Below are 16,750 nucleotides of genomic sequence, written 5' to 3'. Positions count from 1 at the left end.
AATCGCCACTGTAGCTATTCGAAAATTATATAAATTCACTGTCTGTCTCCTATTCGGATTGTAGGGATTGTGTATACAGCCCCTACATGACACTGAAAAATCAAATAGAAAATGCATTTCTTTTTTGATATTTTTCGATTATTTGATTCTTTCTTATTTTATAACCATCAAATTGTTTTTCGGTTCTTTCCTTTATACGCTTAATTCGTAAATTTATGTGTGCATCAGATGAAACCTTAGCATTTGATATGGATAGGATGGATTTTGTTGTTAAAAATTCTTCTTCAGAATCATTACATACATAGATTAGTGCATCTAGATTTTTGGGTTCTAAAAAATTTTTTATTTCGTTTTTATATAAATTACATTCATTTTCATAGTTTTCTTTTTCAGATAATATTTCATGCATTTTTTTTAGCTTAGGTGTTTTTATTTCTTCAGGTTTAATACTGCACACTTCATGGTAAGTATCAATTAGGTACTTTATATTATTCATAAGGCTAATTATTTTTTGCATTGTTGGTATTGGTCTTAAATTACATAAGGTACCAACAACCCACTGGGATTTGTTTTTTTCAATATCGGAATGTGATTTTTTTAATATATCTATCTTTATTTCCCAGTTTTTGTTTTTTTGTGCGCTGTGAATAAATTGTAGTACTACATTAGGAAAAATTTTATAAAATAGATCTGCTTTTTCTCGCGTTTGAATAAGATTAGATCTTAGCTTTGAAAGCTCTTCATTCCAAATTAAAACTTGATCACGATATTCTTGTATTTTATCTAGCGTTTTTTTCCTTTCAATTTCTTTTTTGACACGCTTTCTTTCAAGGATAAAATTTTTATCCGCCTTAAAATAATTTCGTGCACAATGACCACCAATTAAAGCTTCTTTACCATCTGTAGTGATACCGAGCCATCCACTTTTATGATTTTGATGACAAATTCCTTTATGCCCCTTAACCTGACAAGCCACATCTTCATCAAATTTATACTGGCCAATTAACTCTTTGAAGTTTTCCGGACTAATTTCTTGTTCATTTGAAAATGCAGGGCGGTTTTCAATTTCAATAAAACTTGAAAAAAACTCCGATTTTTCTGACATTTAAGCTCCTGATATAGTGATTCTGGTTTAACATTAACCGTTTGTTAAATATACAGTTTAAAGTCCAGGTAGGCAAGAGGGGTTGTACGCTAAAATCCTAGAACATTCCGTTGAATGGGTATTGTTTGGCGTATGTACTATTACTATTGTGAGAAAGTCTGTTCCTGAATACAAAGGATTTTAAGAATGGCAACCATTTTACTAGTTATTTAGTGGGGCGCTAAAGAAACATAGCAGCGGAGAAAAGACCAAGCACGGAGATGGGTGAGGTCACTATATTAAATAGGTGTATTATCAAAATAGTGATAGTGACTGAGGCCATCACCCTTCTGGCATTATTTTTTGTCTCGGAAAATGAATTACCCATTGACCTTATGATTTCCGTTCATTAGCGTGGTAAGACTTATCGATGATCCAGTCGCTTGTAAGGATCACCTTCGGGCAGCGACACCCACACTCCCGTAGCCTGCAAGGGAGTACACACTGTGTGGTACATCTGCCCACCTTTGGAAGCAGATATCATCGTTGTTGATGATGAAGGTTATTTAATCCACCCTGGCCAATACGCCAGCCACCTAACGGGGAATACGTTTCCCGTCGGGCAATGTGTTCTCCGTTGTTTTCAGGGAGTCCACAATGCAACAAAACGAAACCAGGACAACGGTGCATTCTGTACCGGCGCCTGAATTGTCCCCTTTTGAGGACGTTTTTCCGCGAACCAACCCACTGGAATTGATGCTGCTGGAACACACGGTGATTAAAGCGGCGGTCACGCTGTGTGAGGATTACCGGTGTGATAAATGGCAGTGGCGGAAAGTGTCGGACAACATTGCGTATGCCGTGCCGACACGTGCTGACACGTATGTTGTTAAAATCGAGACCACTGACTTTCACGGCGAGGTGTCAGCGGATACGTTCGGGCTGATGGTCACGTTGACCGTATTGGGCTATCTGACGGCACTGATAAAGCACGATGAAATTGCTGAACGGTTGTGTGATTTGCGGGCATACGCGCTGTAACATCCCCAGGCCCCGTGTATTCGGGCGGCTTTAGGTTTAGCGGGGTCATGACAATAATTTAATCCACCCTGGCCACACGCCAGTCACCCGGACGGGGAACATGCTTCCCGTCGGGCAGGGTGTTCTCCGTCTTTTTTATTTACAGGAGAACATCATGCAAAAAAGTGAACTTATCATGCTGGACAGTCCCGCGCTGTCTGCGGCATTTCCCGGCAAAAAACCGCTGGAACGGTTGTTTCTGGGGTTTCTGATTGCCAATACCGCCGCACAGTTATGTGGTGAATCTCAGTATGAATACTGGGACAGGCGGGATGTTTCTGAACAGCTGACCTATCTGGTGCCGACATCCGCCGCCACCTATTCTGTCTGTCTGCCGGACAGTGCGTTAACGGTCACGCTGTCTGCCGATGCGTTCGGGCTGGCGGTGACGTCAATCGTGCTTGCCCGTATTGCCGCGCTGAATGAGCCGAATGTGGATGCCAGCCGGTTTCGCGAATTGCGGGAATATGTGGATCAGCATCCGGAAAACGGTCTGATAAGGTCAGTCATGACATTGGGACCCCACGAGGACTTTATCAGTCCGTCATTAATCGAAAATCAAAATAATCATTCTCACTGACGTTATCAGCCCATGATGCTGTTAACCCTTTTCTTAAGCGCCTGACCCGGGAGCCGAAAACACCTTCCCGGTCCTCGGGCGGGTGTTTTCTTTATTTGACCTCCAATCAAGGAAATACCGATGAACCCGATTTTTTTACCGGTACCGGATGACACCGGTCCGGCATAGCATGAAGACATTTTTACCGTGCAGGTCACCGGCCTGATGCAGCACCCGCAAATGCCACAGTCGCTGCGGGAAGAAACCCTGACCGTGTGTGAAGCGGCTTCGGTCACCGAAGCGGTGCAGCGGCTGAAGGTTATCCATCTGCTGGGCGACTGGCCGGTGCCGGAGACGTCATCTGACCAGTCGAAGTGCGTTTTTTTCCCGCTGACTGTCATGATTTATGACGCCCGGGATGAAAAAGTGCTCGGCGGCCGATGCTATGACGAGATTGTCTGGGCGCAGCCGGTGACACGGGCATCAGAACGCCTGTCACTGGAAAAGCAACAGCAGCAGTTGTGTCAGTCAGCCGTGCTTGAGCAGGGCTGGCAGAATACGCAGGCGGCCCGGGCATTGTGGCATGAGGCGCACTTACTGTCTCTGCATGTGGTTTCGCCCGGTTATCAACAGTGCCGTGACGTGCAGGAGATTCTCCGGCACGGCACGACCGTCAGCATTTAACGCGTGAGGTATGACTATGGCACCTTTACGTTTAACCGTCTGGCAGGTGATTGCCGGTGCGTTGCTGAAGCGGCATTTTGGCCTGAACCTGGATGATACGGCCCTGTGTGAAGCGGACACGGTGGCTGAACTGATGGCCCATGGCGTCCAGCCCTTTGAAGCCATTAACGCGTTAGTGGATAAATACGATTTAACCCGGCTGAATGCGCAGAGTATGAGCAGTACACCGTATCTGGGTATTCATGATGAGCTGAGGGTGATTTTCGACAGCGGTATTACCGAGACGCTGCTCAGTCAGGACAACGGGTCACCATCTGGGTAACCCCTTTTTTTAATCACCCCTCGGGGGAACGGTGCCCTGATGGCGCGGTTCCTCCGGTTTATGCTTATCAATCCAATGAGGAACCTGACCATGGCAGAATGGGTCACCAATCAACTGGACATCACCGGCAAATCGGTGTGTATTGACGTCATGCAACAATGGGTCTGCGGTGAAGAAATTCCCCGTTACCGCCAGGCCGTGCTGCAAAGCCTGCGGTTATTTCTGGCCGGCTGTGCGGGGATACTGAAACCGGCCAAACCGCAAACTTATGCGCCTTACCCCGATTTAGTGCGTGGCACGGCGGCGCCGACAGCGCAGAGCCTGGCGTTTGAGCAGTGGCTGAAACTGTTGCAGGATAATGTGCCGTTAAACAGCGACAACATTAAACGGACAGATAACCTGTACCGCCAGTCCGGTCTCAGCCTGGTGCGCTGGGAAAACATCCCGGCGCCGGCGCGTGACAGTATCGCCCGTCTCCTGACCCGCCAGTATACCGACTGGTTTGGGATGGTGGGCTGGTCTGAGACGCCCGATATCGGGGCATGCTGGGATAAGCTGAACACTTATCCGGAGTCGGCGCAGCCCTGCGATATGCTGATGATAATGCCGACCCGGCTGGCGACTGAGATTAACGGTAACAGTGGGTTGCTGAAAGGCATTGCGACGACGGCGCAGTTTTACGACGGGCAATACGGTATGGAATGGCCGTTGGGTCACCATGTCCGCTGGGAGCGCCGGAATGTCAGCAGCTTGACCGTGCGTTTTGACTCCCCCTGGGCACCGCCGTCGGCCGAGCTGATGGGCGAGCTGTCATCGGTGTTTGACTGTGAAATCCGCCACGGGTACAGCGCATCGTCAGGCCAGCTCAAAGGCTACGATTGCTATGACCAGGGCGAGCATGTGGACAGCGGCAACGGGCAGTCAGGACGGGAAAACCGGCCGGCGCTTTATCTGGTCAACGAGGAAAAGCGGGCGGTGAACCTGCCCGTGCCGGTCATCGCCGTCGGGCAATAGCGCGTTGGCTGACTCATCATTAATTGATTGTTTTATCTTCACTTCAACCGAAAGGGGAAAACAGGTTCCCTTTTCGGAACGTGTTTTCCCCTTATTTTTTGCAAGGAAAACACGTGATGTCATCACAACCGGATCACCAGAAAGCATTTATCGCACTGTTTAACCAGACGGCGCGTTATCACCGTCGTTATCAGGTCTTTCAGGATTTTTGTAATTGTGCGATGGCCGCCATTCACAATAAATACTGTTACAGCGAGGAGCTGGAGCAGTATTACCTGAAAACCATCAAGAAGTACGAACGGGAAGATGTTGACCGGATTGTGCAGCTGTTTTCCCATGTGGTGCTGGGGCTGGCGCAGGAACCCTGTGATTTTCTGGGCAGTGTGTTTATGCAGCTGGGATTGGGGGATAAAGCCCTCAATCAGTTTTTTACGCCCTGGAGCGTGGCCAGAATGATGGCAGAGATGCAGTTGCAGGATGTGTCTGACTTTATTGAAAACCCTTTGTCACCTTCCATGAGCCTTGCTGTGGTGCGGGCTGTATGACTTTAGCTGCTGCTGAGGTATTAAGAGAGCAGGGGCATGATCCGTTATCAAGCCTGTGGGTCTCTGCCATTGATATTGACCCGTTGGCCGCAGTGATGGCTTACATCCAGCTTGCCCTGACGGGCATTCCAGCTGCGGTGACTATTGGGGATGTACTGAATGATCCCGGTAGCAAACGGACACGCTACACACCCGCCCATTATCTGGGTAACTGGTCTCAACGTTTGCAGGAGTATTAACAAGCAGCCTGAATTTTTTCACTCTCATCTGCGCCTTTCGGGGCGCTTTTTTATTTTCAAATCACATTAATTTATTGAATTTACGATGAAAATTAAGGTGATTGAGTAAGGGTTCAATGGATGGATCGAGTCAGATTAATTTTCATTTCAGCAAAAAGAGTTTTTCCTTGTTTCAGACTGGGATTCACCGACACTGGGTCCAATTTGAACCGAAGGAGAAAAACTATGTTTCAGCGTTTTAAATCCCATTTTGCCCGCCAGTCTGCCACACCACAAACATCATCCGAACAACAACCGGAAGCCATTCGTGACAATCGGGGCTATTTCCGGCCGCAATCGGTGGATAAGTTACTGGCCACCCCGCTGCGCCGTCAGTACCTGCAACAATTATGGCAGAACAGTGCCTTGCCGGAAGGGCTGTATCAGCGTTTTTATCTCGCGCCGGTGAAGCAATTGCTGGGCAGTGTGCAGCAGGTGCCCGCCACACCGGAAGGCGACTGGTCAGAGGCAGGCGGATTTGCTGACCTGACGCTGCAATTTACCGCCTGTGCCGTGCGGCTGGCTAAAGGGCATCTGTTACCGCCGGGGGCCGCACCGGAAACGCAGGCCGCCCAGAGTGTGTTATGGCAGACCGTCGTGTTCTGGGCGGCGTTGTTTTACCACCTGCCGTTGTTGCGGCAACTGGACGGGGAGCTGGAAGACGGACATCACTGGCAGCCGGGTCTCGGATGCCCGCAGCTCGTTTTCGTTTCCGGTTTCGTACAGCCTGAAAATGCGCTGCCTGTGCCACAGGAAGCCATGATGGCTGCCCGCTTGCTGCCGGAAGAGGCGATATGTGAGCTGGTTATTCCTGTGCCGGAAGCCTGGCACTGCCTGGCGTTACAGCTCAATGGTCATCCCTCCGCCGTGCCCCTGATTGATGCACTGCTTCAGGAGGCCGCCACACAGGTGCAGTCCCCATTGGTGAAACAGGCGGTCTTTGCCACCGGCAGCCGAACGGCCCTGGCTCCCAAGCTGATACAAGGTCGGAAACCCCATCGGCTGCTCCCATAAGAGAAATGTATCATCCGTCTCAACCGACAGCTGATGATACACAGACATTATTGTCATTATTTCAATCAAATGATGAAGTTTTATTGTCAACTAATGCAAATGAGAACGATAACGATTTGAAATTACATAAACGCACAGGCCGGTGTCAGAAAATATTGCTCCTACCGGGAGTCAGTCGTCATGATATTAACAATGAAATAATTTCGATGTGTGATGGGTTTTTACGGAATGATTAACGGCTTACTAGAGCGATAAGCAGTCTTGTTATGTTGTTGATAACAGGAAAAAGATGATGTACGGAAGAAGAAAAAATGGGCTGGGAAGCATTACTGGAGGAGTACTTTTTTTCGCATATGTTGAGCCCGGATCAGAGTGGAGTTATAAGAAAGTGACTAAGGGATTTACCCAGTTTATGGGGGAAGAGGCCTACACCGGCGCAGGCGATTCACCGGGATGTGCTCCGGTGGCGGCGTCGTCTACTGAAGGAGAAAAAGCAGTCGAGCCATACCTGGAATAATAAGGTGACCCATCTGCGGGCAATTTTTAACTTCGGCATAGCGCAAAAGCTACTACCGCAGACAGAAAACCCGTTTCTGGATGCCGTGGTCAAAAAAGAGAAGAAAAAGAAGAAGATTCTGAGTAAACCGCAGCTGACCCGAATGTATCTGGTGATGCAGCAGTATGCGCAGGAAGAAAGAACCGGCGTGAAACCCCGGGGAGGGCGTTGTGCGCTATATCCGACCTGGTATTGGTCGGCCGTGCTGGCGACGTTCCGGTTAACCGGCATGCGCCAAAACCAGTTGTTGCACCTGCGGCTGCGGGATATCAATCTGGAAGGCAACCATATTGAATTGCGTCCGGAAGGCAGTAAAAATCACAGTGAGTGGGGGGTACCGATGATCCCGCAGCTCAAGCCCCGGCTGGCGCAACTAGTGGAGAGAGCGAAGGCCTGCGGGTGCCAAAGCTGACGATCCGCTGTTTGATCTAAGCCGTCTGGGTGTGCCTCATCACGGGCGGCTGACCAGTTACAAGTACGATATCGACACGGAAAAACAGCAGCTCCGTTCTTTCTTATCGCTGGCTGTCGAAAGAGTGTGGTTTTGCTGTCTCTCCCCACCGTTTTCGTCATACCCTGGCAACGACGCTGATGAAAGCGCCCGACCGTAACATGCCACTGGTCAGAAGCCTGCTGGGGCATCGTAGTCTGGCGACCACGATGGAGTACATTGATATCGATATGGACATGGCAGGTAAAACGCTGGAGAGCGAGCTGGCGATGTATACCGATCGTTCTGACGAAAGTGTCGGTGAAAAGAGTAAAATGAGTTAAAAAAAACAGGGCGGGTTTCAATCAGGGTTTAGGAGGATGGCATGGATTGAACTGCCCTGCATCAACAATTGATGGTATGAAAAGATCATTGATACCGAACTGGCATCACCCGTGAAGTTTACACCTGACTTGACATCAGAATCAATTACTGAAATCATTACCTTGCACGAGAAAAGGGCAACTGTGAAAACAGCTACCCTGTCATCTTGTCTTAAATGTTCTTATCAACGTAACAGTACAAATTAGGACTGATTGAGGTTTAACATTTTATTAACGATTGATTCTTTTTTACGCTTACTTGTCAAGAAATCTATGACAACCTAAGACAAATCAGCCTGGAAATTTGGTGCCGGAGGCGGAATCGAAAAACATTGTAACTGGTTGAATATAAAAAGTCTATAACCTTGCTTTTCTTTTATGCCCCTTTTAATGCCCCTAGGTTATTTTTCTTGCTTTTTCTTCTATATCTGACTGATTTTTATTATTTATATCACTAATTGTGTGCTTTTCAATCATCTTAAAGCAAAAAAGCCGTGAGGGTTAAAAATGGTCGAATCAGGCTGTCATTTAAAGCTCACGGCTTAAGATAAAAAATTTTCATTTTCACGACATGGCTAAAAAATTGAGCGGGTTATTTCTGTGGATTATTGCGAACGTTACGCTCAATTAATCGGGCGTGCTTATCAAAATAGCGGCTAGGCCAGATTTCTGAAGGATGGACACCGAGATAGTTCGCGATAATCCATTCGCCTTTAGGCCACTGTCTGCTGAGTGCATTTGCGAGGGTGGATGAACTGAGTCCCGTCTCACGCGAGAGAGCGGCTAAGGTTGTACCACGTTTACGTAATGCAGCGATAATATCGGCCTGATGCCAGTCATTTTTAATGTTGTCATTCATTCCTGCTACCCCTTCCATTAATTAATATTGATGGTGGCGATTCAGACAGGGTTCGCAGTACCGGGAACTACCGACCGGCGAGGCCGAAGCCTCCCCCGTCTGAACCGCCATTGAAAGGGCGTAAGCAGGCACACTGGTAGAAGCATCCTACCAGTGGGGTATCTCTTCAAGGCTGCAAATCCCTGACCATCAGTATTTGCCTAATGGCGGGAATACTTTAACTGATTGTCTTATCGGACACAATAACTGAACAGCTAAGTTTAACGGCTATAAACACGCTCAACATAACGCCCGCGACCATCACCATGCCCTAAATCCATCGAAACCAGCGCCCGTGCTTCCTGACGATTAAACCCATTTTGTTGATAAAATCTCAGTGCATCCTGCGCCCACGCATAGCGTAAACTGTGGGAAGAATAGCAACCGGTTAAACCGATTTTTGTGGTATGCGTTCTCCAGTAGTTCATGGCCTGTTTGAGATCGAGTTTATCAATCAATCTGCCGTTACGTTGTTCTGCGATAGTAATCGCTTGCTCGACAGCAACTTTGACCGCAGCAATATCCAATACACGGGTTTGCCTTGGTCGGCCGCCTTTTGTACCGAAAACAACATGCAGTTTCGGTTCTGGTTGTTCTAATTGTTTACGCCAGCTTTTCAGTGAAGCACTGCATTGCACCGCTTCTTGAGAACGTAATCCCAGTAATCGGGCAAGTTTCAGTGTGACAGCAAATCCGGCATCACGTTCAAGTGCCTTCTGATAAACAACCTGAAATGTAGTATCAGGAATTGCCTGTTTCGTTCCGGCTCGGCTGGTTCCGCTTAATCCCAGTGCCTGATTGCTTAAACGTGGCGAGGTTTCCAGTTTTTTCCTGCCAGCCATGCGAAAAATATTACGCAGCGCGGACATTTTATTTTGTACTGTTCGCTTGGCAATCCCTTGAGATAAACGGGTGTCAACGTATTGTTCCACATGCTTGGTTTTCACATGGGTGAGACTTTTAATCTGAATATTCAAGCTCAATAACAAAGCTCCCAAACGTTCCGCAATCCGAATGCGATCATGGCAGGCCTTATGGCTGCCGCCACCCTGCCGGGCAAAAAATTTTAATTCCTTAATAAATTTGCTCATTAGCTTCTCTCCACTGATACCTGACAACATGCGATCTCTGGCGCGCGACCGTTCTGGCAAAACAGAAGATACCTGCCTTGCCCTTGATCGATATCTGTGCACCAGAGTGAACGCAAGGTTGAGGTATTGCGGGGTATCGGTTGAGTACTCAGTACTGCCGCCTGTGTTAACAGGTCATCCCCACCGGCTAAAAGCCAGCCTCGATATCGTCAAGTTCTCCTTTTTCAATCTAAAAATGCAGTGTCAGATTCACTGCGTGGTGAAGCAGGCGTGAGCCTGTCAGGATTCGGTTGTTCTTTGGCTGCGGCGTCACTTTCAGCGGTAAACCGGCAAAAAGTGACGCCTTAAATCCGCAAACAGTCAGCAAAAGTCGTACAAGCGTTAAAATGCCAGTAGGCACTGCAAAACGCCGTAAGGTTAGGGTTCAAACGGAAGCAATGAGTTAATCGTTTAGGTGTAGAAAGTAGTCTGCTGAATATTTCAAACAGGAATAGTCAGAAACATGAAAGGGATGCGTGAAAGACATCCGGTTGTTTATTGAAGATAAATGAAATGTGATCTGGTACTGATATGAAAAGTAAGTGCATGAACCAACATCCAACACACTTCAGAGACAGGATAAAAACACCTTTTGGGTGTATTTTTCAGTTTAAGAAACCTTCATCACCAGACAAGGGGTTTATGTCTGACAATATCTGCTTCCAAAGGTGGGCAGATGTACCACAATCTTGCTCTCCCTTTCAGGCTACGGGAGTTTTCGTTCGCCACCCGAAGGCGATCTTTGCAGGCGATGGATCATTAGGTTACATGAAAGATGTTAACGGTTTAACCGGGTAAGGTCAAAGGGGTATTTAGCCTGTTTTTTTAAAAATTTTGTTATGTGAGACAAAAATCAAAATTTATTAATTTAATTAACGTTAATCCCCCTATAATAGCCTATTCAATCCTGATTTCTTTGTTATTCATAAAGGTTTTCAATTAAATGCCGATAGATTATTCATCACAATATTTGTGCAAGAAAAGTGAAATAAAAACAAAAATAGGAGATAACCATGCCAAAAAGTGGATTACGCTTTGTTTGCCGGATAGGGAATTTACCCGAAAATATTTTTGCCGTGGCGGAGTTTACCCTGCGGGAAGGGCTTTCTGACCTCTTTACCCTGAACCTGACGTTGGTTCAGTCTCACCCGCCAATCCCTTTAAGCCCAGGCCGGAAATCGATTTAACCTCGCTGTTGATGCAGGAAGCGGTGCTGCAAATCTTCCACGGTGAGACGGAACAACGCAAAATCACCGGGATTATTGCCCATGCTGACTGGTGCGGCACCGATGGCAACAAGACCCTGTACACCTTTACCGTGCGTCCGTTTCTTTGGCGGCTGACCCTCAATCAGGACAGCCATATTTACCATCAGCAGAGTGTCCCGGATATCATGAAATTGTTGCTGAAAAAGCACCATGTCCGGGCAGATTCGCAACTGGAAGACGCGCATCAGAGCCGGGAATACACGACCCAGAAACGGGAATCCGATTATGCGTTTTTCTGTCGGCTGGCCGCGGAAGAAGGTATTAGTTTCTGGTTTGAGGATGAAAAGTTGTTTTTCAGTGACAGCCATCTGGGGATGACAGCCAACCTGCCGCTACAATACAAACCGCAGCCGGAAACAGCCCACGGTATCGACACACTTTATCAGGTGCGTCTGGGGGTCGGCATGGCACCGCTGCGCAGTATCCATAAAGATTACACACCGGCCCACCCGTTTTACGCCCTGTCCCACATGGAAAGCAGCCCGGCGCTGCGGGAATTTGGTGCAACCAGCCCGTATACCATCTATGAAAGCTATGGCCGTTTTCAACGCGATGCGGCGGCGCTTCCGTTTGTTAAATATCGCCATGAGGCGTTTGATGCTCAGCGTCAAAACGGCAGCGGCAGCAGCAACTGCATCAAACTGATGCCGGGCAAAATCTTCGAAATCGACAATCACCCGCACACACCATTGAATGCGCGCTGGCAGATTATCACAATCAGCCACCACGGACGCTGCCCGCAGGTACTGGGAGACAATGGCGGCGGAGGCACGACGCTGAGCAAGCCAATTCGGCTTTATGGATGGCCTGGCTGACTGGCGCCCACCTTTTCACTACAAACCGCTGGCTGACGGTGATGAGAGCGCCACGGTGGTGGGGCCGGAAGGGGAAGAAATCTTCGTTAATAAAGAAGGCGCGATAAAAGTGCATTTTCACTGGAACCGCTACGACAAAGCCGGATGACAGCGCGTCCTGCTGGGTACGTGTGGCACAGGGCTGGAACGGCAACGGTTTTGGTTTTATGGCGATACCGCGCATCGGACAAGAAGTCATTGTCTCTTACCTCAATGGCGATATTGACCGACCCATGGTCACGGGGTGCGTCTACAACGCCGTCAACAGCCCGCCGCTGGATTTACCGGCCCAAAAAACCCGTACCACGTTCAAGACCAAAACGCACAAAGGTGAAGGCTTTAACGAGCTGCGTTTTGAAGATGCCAAAGGCAGTGAAGAAGTTTATATCCATGCCCAGAAGGATATGAAAAGCCAGGTACTCAATGACGAAACCAGCAATATTGGTCATAACCGCACACACCACATTAAAAATGATGCGCATTTACGCGTGGATAATGAATACCGTGTCCAGGCAAACAATGACATTTCGCTGTCAACCGGGCAAAAGCTCCATATCAAGGCGGACGATGCCTTGCTGACACAAAGTGGCAATGAAATTCATCTGAGTTCTGGCGCTAAAGTTGTGATTGATGCGGGTTCTGAACTGACCATTCAGGCCGCAGGGCATTTCTTGAAAATTGATGCAGGCGGGATCACCAGCAGCGCTGTGGTTAACTTTGGCAGTGGTGCGCCGGGCAATGGCTCCGGCTGGGGCGGCAAGTTGCCGGATATGCTGGATAAGCTAAAACAAATCAACGCAGCACAGGCTACGGAGGCAATCTTAACATCGCCACCGGAGAAAATTTGTCTCAGTTGCTTAATGAAAGCCGCGTTAAGCGGTTCTGCAATGGTCATCAGGGGGCAATCATGATCTCGATATCACAGGAAACATGGCAGGAATACCAAAAAACACATCCCGATATGAACAGGTATGCACTGATTGATGGGTTACAGTATGAACGCCTCTTTGACGCGGAGTTGACTTACATTGCGGGACTGAATAACCCGCTGTTTAGGCGATACCCGGATGCAGAAATCGCCTTTGCCGGGCCGTGGTTGTTTGACATAACCCATAACATCGTATTCGTGGAGAAATTTTTAAAACTGGAAAAAACTTTTCCTGCCGTTTCATGGTCATACACCACACTCTCATTGGATGCGCTGACCCGTCATTTCGAACCCTATTTGAATGTTCAACTGGAAAGCGGTGAAACGGCGCTGTTACGTTTTTATGATCCCCGCATTCTGCATCAAATTCGGGATATTTTCAGTCAGGAACAATTAACCGAATTCACACAACCTATTGATGAATGGAATTACTGGCTGGATGGTCAGTTTTATTCGGTAAAAGGAGCACAATGATGATAAAACTCAGCCAGGAACAGGTGGGTAAATTTATTGATGCCGAAGATGAGGTTTATATCACCAAAGTTCGGAAACAGGTTCAGTCGGAACATGCTGAATTAATCGGGGATGAAAGTGAGCACAGCCTGCATAAACGGCTCAAAGCTGCGTATTTGGATTTGATTTCAATGGAGTTTAAAGAGGAAAAATTGATCCGCTCTTACCTCCATTTCGCTGCATTTAACCGCAATTTTCATGATTCGCCTGAAATTAAAAATATGCTGAAAGCGGGTGATAACCCAGAACAACAATATCGTGACTATCTGCTAGCGCTGGATAATTTAATGAAAAGGAAACATTAATATGCCATTACCTTTAGTTCTTGCTGGCCCTGCTATTCTGGCAGCGGCTGAATATACCTTAACTGCACTTGCTGGGATAGCGATTGGTGTTGGTGTGGGAGTAGGTATCAATGAAGCTACAAAAGATAAAGAAAAAACAGACGAAAAAGACAAGGCGGAAGCTCAGACTGATGCTATTAGTACGACAAGAGAAAAGTGCGATAAGTGTCCAGCCATAGGCCAAGTTGCGATGGTTTGGGAAACTACGAAATCATATTCTGAAATTACTATTGCTTATCAGACAAAAATTGCCGGTACGATGTATACCAATCGTCATTGAAGATGCTTGATTTTTTATCCTAATCCGATCATGCTTGCGACCATGAAAATTCATCTGACACCAGAACAAAAACGCGCCCTTGAATTGATGCATGACACCACTCGAGACAGTCGAGTCTGTGATCGCATCAAGGCCGTGCTTTTGGCTTCAGAGGGCTGGACAGCTCAGATGATTGCACAGGCTCTACGTATTCATGAGAGTACGGTAAGCCGTCACCTAAAAGATTTTATCGCACAGGAAAAGCTCACGCCGGAAAATGGTGGCTCGGAAAGCCATCTCTCTGCCGAACAAACTGCCGCTCTGATTGATTATTTGACGACAAATTTGATGCATACGACCACCCAAATTGTGGCCTATGTCCAAGTGCGTTGGCAGGTTTCTTTCAGTGTGGCTGGCATGACGAAATGGCTTCACCGCCAGGGTTTCAGCTACAAAAAACCCAAGGGCGTGCCGCATAAATTCGATGCAGATAAACAGCAACAATTTATTGATGACTACCAATCGCTGAAAAGTAGAGCGGGTCAGAATGAGCCGATCTTATTTATTGATGCGGTGCATCCTTCCCAGTCCACAACGCTCAGTTATGGCTGGATGAAAGCCGGAGAAAATCAGGTAAAAGTCGTCGAAACCACTGGTAGTCGTACTCGTCTCAATATTCTGGGTGCCCTCAATTTACAACGCATTGAAGACACGGTGATCCGTGAATATCCGAGTATCAATGCTGAAAACATCGCGTATTTTTTCGGGGTGCTCAGGGAAACTTACCCGCTTTCGCAAAAAATCCATCTTATTCTGGATGGTGCGGGTTACCACCGCGCCGAGTTGGTGAAAGAGATGGCGTATGTCCTAAATATTGAGTTGCATTACCTCCCGCCTTATAGCCCAAACCTCAATCCGATAGAGCGATTGTGGAAGTATATGAATGAGCAAGTGCGTAACAATGTTTATTTTCCGGATACGAAAACATTTCGTGAAACCCTTCGTCACTTTTTTCATGTCACTTTGCCAGAAAAAGCAAAAGAATTGACGACTCGACTGACTGATAATTTCCAGATTTTAAAACCATCATCTTGAAGTGAGATTGGTATATAATCCTGAATTAAACTTAATTGAAACATGGCTATGCCAAAGTGTAAATTTTGATGGTTGGAAACCGGGTAAATGTTTATTTCTTGAGGCTAAGGCTAAATATGATCAATTCTTCGAAGATGGTGAACCTAAGTGGTTTTATGAACACTTTAGAAAAAAACCGACAGATATGACTGGACTTGAAAGTATGATTTCGCAAGCTAGTAGACAAAATGAAGTATGCACTTCATTAAATAGTATCCCAAAGTCCCATTGGCATTTTTTACAGCCAATTTCTTATATATATTTTACTGGGGCTTTTTCTTCTTTCGGATTCACTAATATTATAACATTTAACACACTAATGTCTTGATAATAAAATTTAAAAGGGTTTTAAACATGTCATTTATACATCCAAGAATGAAACTATTTTATGATCTTAGAGAGGGAATAACACCTGAATTAGTATTATCTGATACGTATCAGATAATGAAAGAAATCAATAAACTTAGTAATAGTTCAAGTGGTTGGCATTTGCCGGGGTATACTTTAAAAGAAATTCAAGAAAATAATGTGTTTAATGAAAATGGATTAACTGATTATGCCATTGAATGGTATAAAAAAGATTTTGATAAAAATATGAAGTCCATAATAAAAACGTTATTTGATGCCCCTGGGGATGTGAAGCAAAAAAATACTATCATGTATATGTGTCGAGATGATGTTTATTCAAATCCGAATAGATTAGGAAAAACCAATATATCTATTAACCTTACTCTTGAAAAAGAAAAATTCAATTTATCAAGATTTATTGACTTTATAAAAAATTTGATTTCGCAGAGATGCTCTCCATTCATCATGACGGATATCAAAGGTTATTCTTTAAAACAAAAGCAAGTTTTTCCAGATAGAATACATGCAGGCTGGATGCTTTATTTACCAATAGAAATAGATTATTCCTTAGTTCCAATGGCAGAAGAAATAATACCCATTACCGATAAAGATGGTGAAAAAGGCTCGTTACTTATTACGACAAAAGAGATTTTTGACATCGGAAACCAAAACCATATCAATAAAGCTAATGATATTGAAATCTGTCTACGGGACTTAGGATTATTACCATTATACTCTGAGGTATAAATATGGCTGGTAAAGCCGTTATTTTATTAAACGATACCACCGATCATGGTGGAAAAGTAATTACTGCTATGAGTGGTTACACATATAAAGGTGTTCCCGTTGCTGGAGAAACGAATTTAGTCGAGTGTCCCAAATGTGAGGGGATTTTTCCTATTGTTGAGGGCAGTGAGAATTTAAAGAATAATGGGAAAGCTATTGCAGTAGAGGGGATGCACACAGCGTGTGGTGCTAAACTGATTGCCAGTCAGAAAGAGTTTCTCGCTTAATGGGATGACAAATCATTTTGGTTTATTTGGTGCAACACTGACGCGCTGCGCTTGTCTTCTCCACGTTACCGGGCTAATACATTAACCCGGTAACGTGGAGAGCTGAAAACAA

20 protein-coding genes and 2 pseudogenes are annotated in these 16,750 nt (G+C 46.2%); 19 read left to right on the top strand and 3 right to left on the bottom strand.

The features are described from left to right. Window positions 1-100 precede the first annotated feature (100 nt). Entirely contained in the window at window positions 101-1,105 is a 1,005-nt protein-coding gene (locus tag ACSJJG_RS14505; protein WP_189760599.1) for a hypothetical protein, read from the bottom strand. Between the two features lie 636 nt (window positions 1,106-1,741). Between ACSJJG_RS14505 and ACSJJG_RS14500 the strand changes: the two genes are divergently transcribed. The 8 genes and pseudogenes from ACSJJG_RS14500 (at window position 1,742) to ACSJJG_RS14465 (ending at window position 7,910) form a co-directional block, all read left to right on the top strand. Continuing rightward, window positions 1,742-2,125, top strand: coding sequence for an antirestriction protein (locus tag ACSJJG_RS14500; protein ID WP_481089761.1), 384 nt, complete (start codon window positions 1,742-1,744; stop codon window positions 2,123-2,125). A 154-nt stretch (window positions 2,126-2,279) separates the two neighbouring features. Next, window positions 2,280-2,744 (top strand): antirestriction protein, encoded by a 465-nt coding sequence (locus ACSJJG_RS14495; protein ID WP_481089760.1) that lies wholly within the window; start codon window positions 2,280-2,282, stop codon window positions 2,742-2,744. 186 nt (window positions 2,745-2,930) lie between these two features. Then, window positions 2,931-3,407, top strand: coding sequence for a hypothetical protein (locus ACSJJG_RS14490; protein ID WP_481089759.1), 477 nt, complete (start codon window positions 2,931-2,933; stop codon window positions 3,405-3,407). Between the two features lie 16 nt (window positions 3,408-3,423). Next, window positions 3,424-3,729: a TA system toxin CbtA family protein gene (locus ACSJJG_RS14485; RefSeq protein WP_481089758.1), complete on the top strand. Its 306-nt coding sequence runs from the start codon at window positions 3,424-3,426 to the stop codon at window positions 3,727-3,729. A 90-nt stretch (window positions 3,730-3,819) separates the two neighbouring features. Next, the gene (locus ACSJJG_RS14480; RefSeq protein WP_481089757.1) at window positions 3,820-4,743 is read left to right on the top strand and encodes a DUF1281 domain-containing protein; all 924 of its coding nucleotides are present in this window, start codon (window positions 3,820-3,822) and stop codon (window positions 4,741-4,743) included. Window positions 4,744-4,859: 116 nt separating this feature from the next. Beyond that, window positions 4,860-5,527 (top strand): annotated as a pseudogene (locus ACSJJG_RS14475) (N-6 DNA methylase). Window positions 5,528-5,752: 225 nt separating this feature from the next. Next, a complete protein-coding gene (locus ACSJJG_RS14470) occupies window positions 5,753-6,580 on the top strand; it encodes a TraI domain-containing protein (protein ID WP_481089756.1) in 828 nt (275 codons plus the stop codon). Between the two features lie 311 nt (window positions 6,581-6,891). Next, window positions 6,892-7,910 (top strand): annotated as a pseudogene (locus ACSJJG_RS14465) (tyrosine-type recombinase/integrase). A gap of 631 nt (window positions 7,911-8,541) precedes the next feature. Here ACSJJG_RS14465 and ACSJJG_RS14460 read toward each other — a convergent pair. Then, window positions 8,542-8,808: a helix-turn-helix domain-containing protein gene (locus ACSJJG_RS14460; protein WP_481089755.1), complete on the bottom strand. Its 267-nt coding sequence runs from the start codon at window positions 8,806-8,808 to the stop codon at window positions 8,542-8,544. Window positions 8,809-9,068: 260 nt separating this feature from the next. After that, the gene (locus ACSJJG_RS14455; RefSeq protein ID WP_481089754.1) at window positions 9,069-9,938 is read right to left on the bottom strand and encodes an integrase domain-containing protein; all 870 of its coding nucleotides are present in this window, start codon (window positions 9,936-9,938) and stop codon (window positions 9,069-9,071) included. A gap of 1,052 nt (window positions 9,939-10,990) precedes the next feature. On the opposite strand from ACSJJG_RS14455, the gene ACSJJG_RS14450 reads away from it, so the two are divergent. The 11 genes from ACSJJG_RS14450 to ACSJJG_RS14400 are packed head-to-tail and all read left to right on the top strand — an operon-like array spanning window position 10,991 to window position 16,638. After that, entirely contained in the window at window positions 10,991-11,164 is a 174-nt protein-coding gene (locus ACSJJG_RS14450) for a hypothetical protein (protein WP_481089753.1), read from the top strand. Between the two features lie 11 nt (window positions 11,165-11,175). Further along, the gene (locus ACSJJG_RS14445; RefSeq protein ID WP_481089752.1) at window positions 11,176-12,060 is read left to right on the top strand and encodes a type VI secretion system Vgr family protein; all 885 of its coding nucleotides are present in this window, start codon (window positions 11,176-11,178) and stop codon (window positions 12,058-12,060) included. Further along, complete coding sequence (locus tag ACSJJG_RS14440) at window positions 12,044-12,208, top strand: hypothetical protein (RefSeq protein WP_481089751.1); 165 nt, start codon at window positions 12,044-12,046, stop codon at window positions 12,206-12,208. The genes ACSJJG_RS14445 and ACSJJG_RS14440 overlap by 17 nt, the downstream gene beginning before the upstream one ends. 22 nt (window positions 12,209-12,230) lie before the next feature. After that, window positions 12,231-13,010 carry a type VI secretion system Vgr family protein gene (locus ACSJJG_RS14435; RefSeq protein ID WP_481089750.1) on the top strand — a complete coding sequence of 260 codons (780 nt, stop codon included), beginning with the start codon at window positions 12,231-12,233 and terminating at the stop codon, window positions 13,008-13,010. Continuing rightward, complete coding sequence (locus tag ACSJJG_RS14430) at window positions 13,007-13,501, top strand: DUF4123 domain-containing protein (protein WP_189760588.1); 495 nt, start codon at window positions 13,007-13,009, stop codon at window positions 13,499-13,501. Before ACSJJG_RS14435 ends, ACSJJG_RS14430 begins: the two co-directional genes overlap by 4 nt. After that, window positions 13,498-13,845 (top strand): hypothetical protein, encoded by a 348-nt coding sequence (locus ACSJJG_RS14425; RefSeq protein ID WP_228011602.1) that lies wholly within the window; start codon window positions 13,498-13,500, stop codon window positions 13,843-13,845. Before ACSJJG_RS14430 ends, ACSJJG_RS14425 begins: the two co-directional genes overlap by 4 nt. 1 nt (window position 13,846) lies before the next feature. Then, on the top strand, window positions 13,847-14,164 hold the full coding sequence (locus ACSJJG_RS14420) for a hypothetical protein (RefSeq protein WP_189760587.1): 318 nt from the start codon (window positions 13,847-13,849) through the stop codon (window positions 14,162-14,164). 42 nt (window positions 14,165-14,206) lie between these two features. Further along, window positions 14,207-15,238, top strand: a complete 1,032-nt coding sequence (locus tag ACSJJG_RS14415; protein WP_282885471.1) for an IS630 family transposase — start codon at window positions 14,207-14,209, stop codon at window positions 15,236-15,238. Window positions 15,239-15,245: 7 nt separating this feature from the next. After that, entirely contained in the window at window positions 15,246-15,605 is a 360-nt protein-coding gene (locus ACSJJG_RS14410; RefSeq protein WP_223281533.1) for a restriction endonuclease fold toxin 5 domain-containing protein, read from the top strand. A gap of 26 nt (window positions 15,606-15,631) precedes the next feature. After that, the gene (locus ACSJJG_RS14405; RefSeq protein WP_189757941.1) at window positions 15,632-16,372 is read left to right on the top strand and encodes an Imm52 family immunity protein; all 741 of its coding nucleotides are present in this window, start codon (window positions 15,632-15,634) and stop codon (window positions 16,370-16,372) included. Window positions 16,373-16,374: 2 nt separating this feature from the next. After that, entirely contained in the window at window positions 16,375-16,638 is a 264-nt protein-coding gene (locus ACSJJG_RS14400; protein ID WP_481089749.1) for a PAAR domain-containing protein, read from the top strand. Window positions 16,639-16,750 lie beyond the last annotated feature (112 nt).

It is taken from the genome of Xenorhabdus sp. SGI 60 (genome assembly GCF_056632175.1).
The sequence above is the reverse complement of the archived record's forward strand: the minus strand, read 5'-3'. Positions and strand labels throughout refer to the sequence as shown.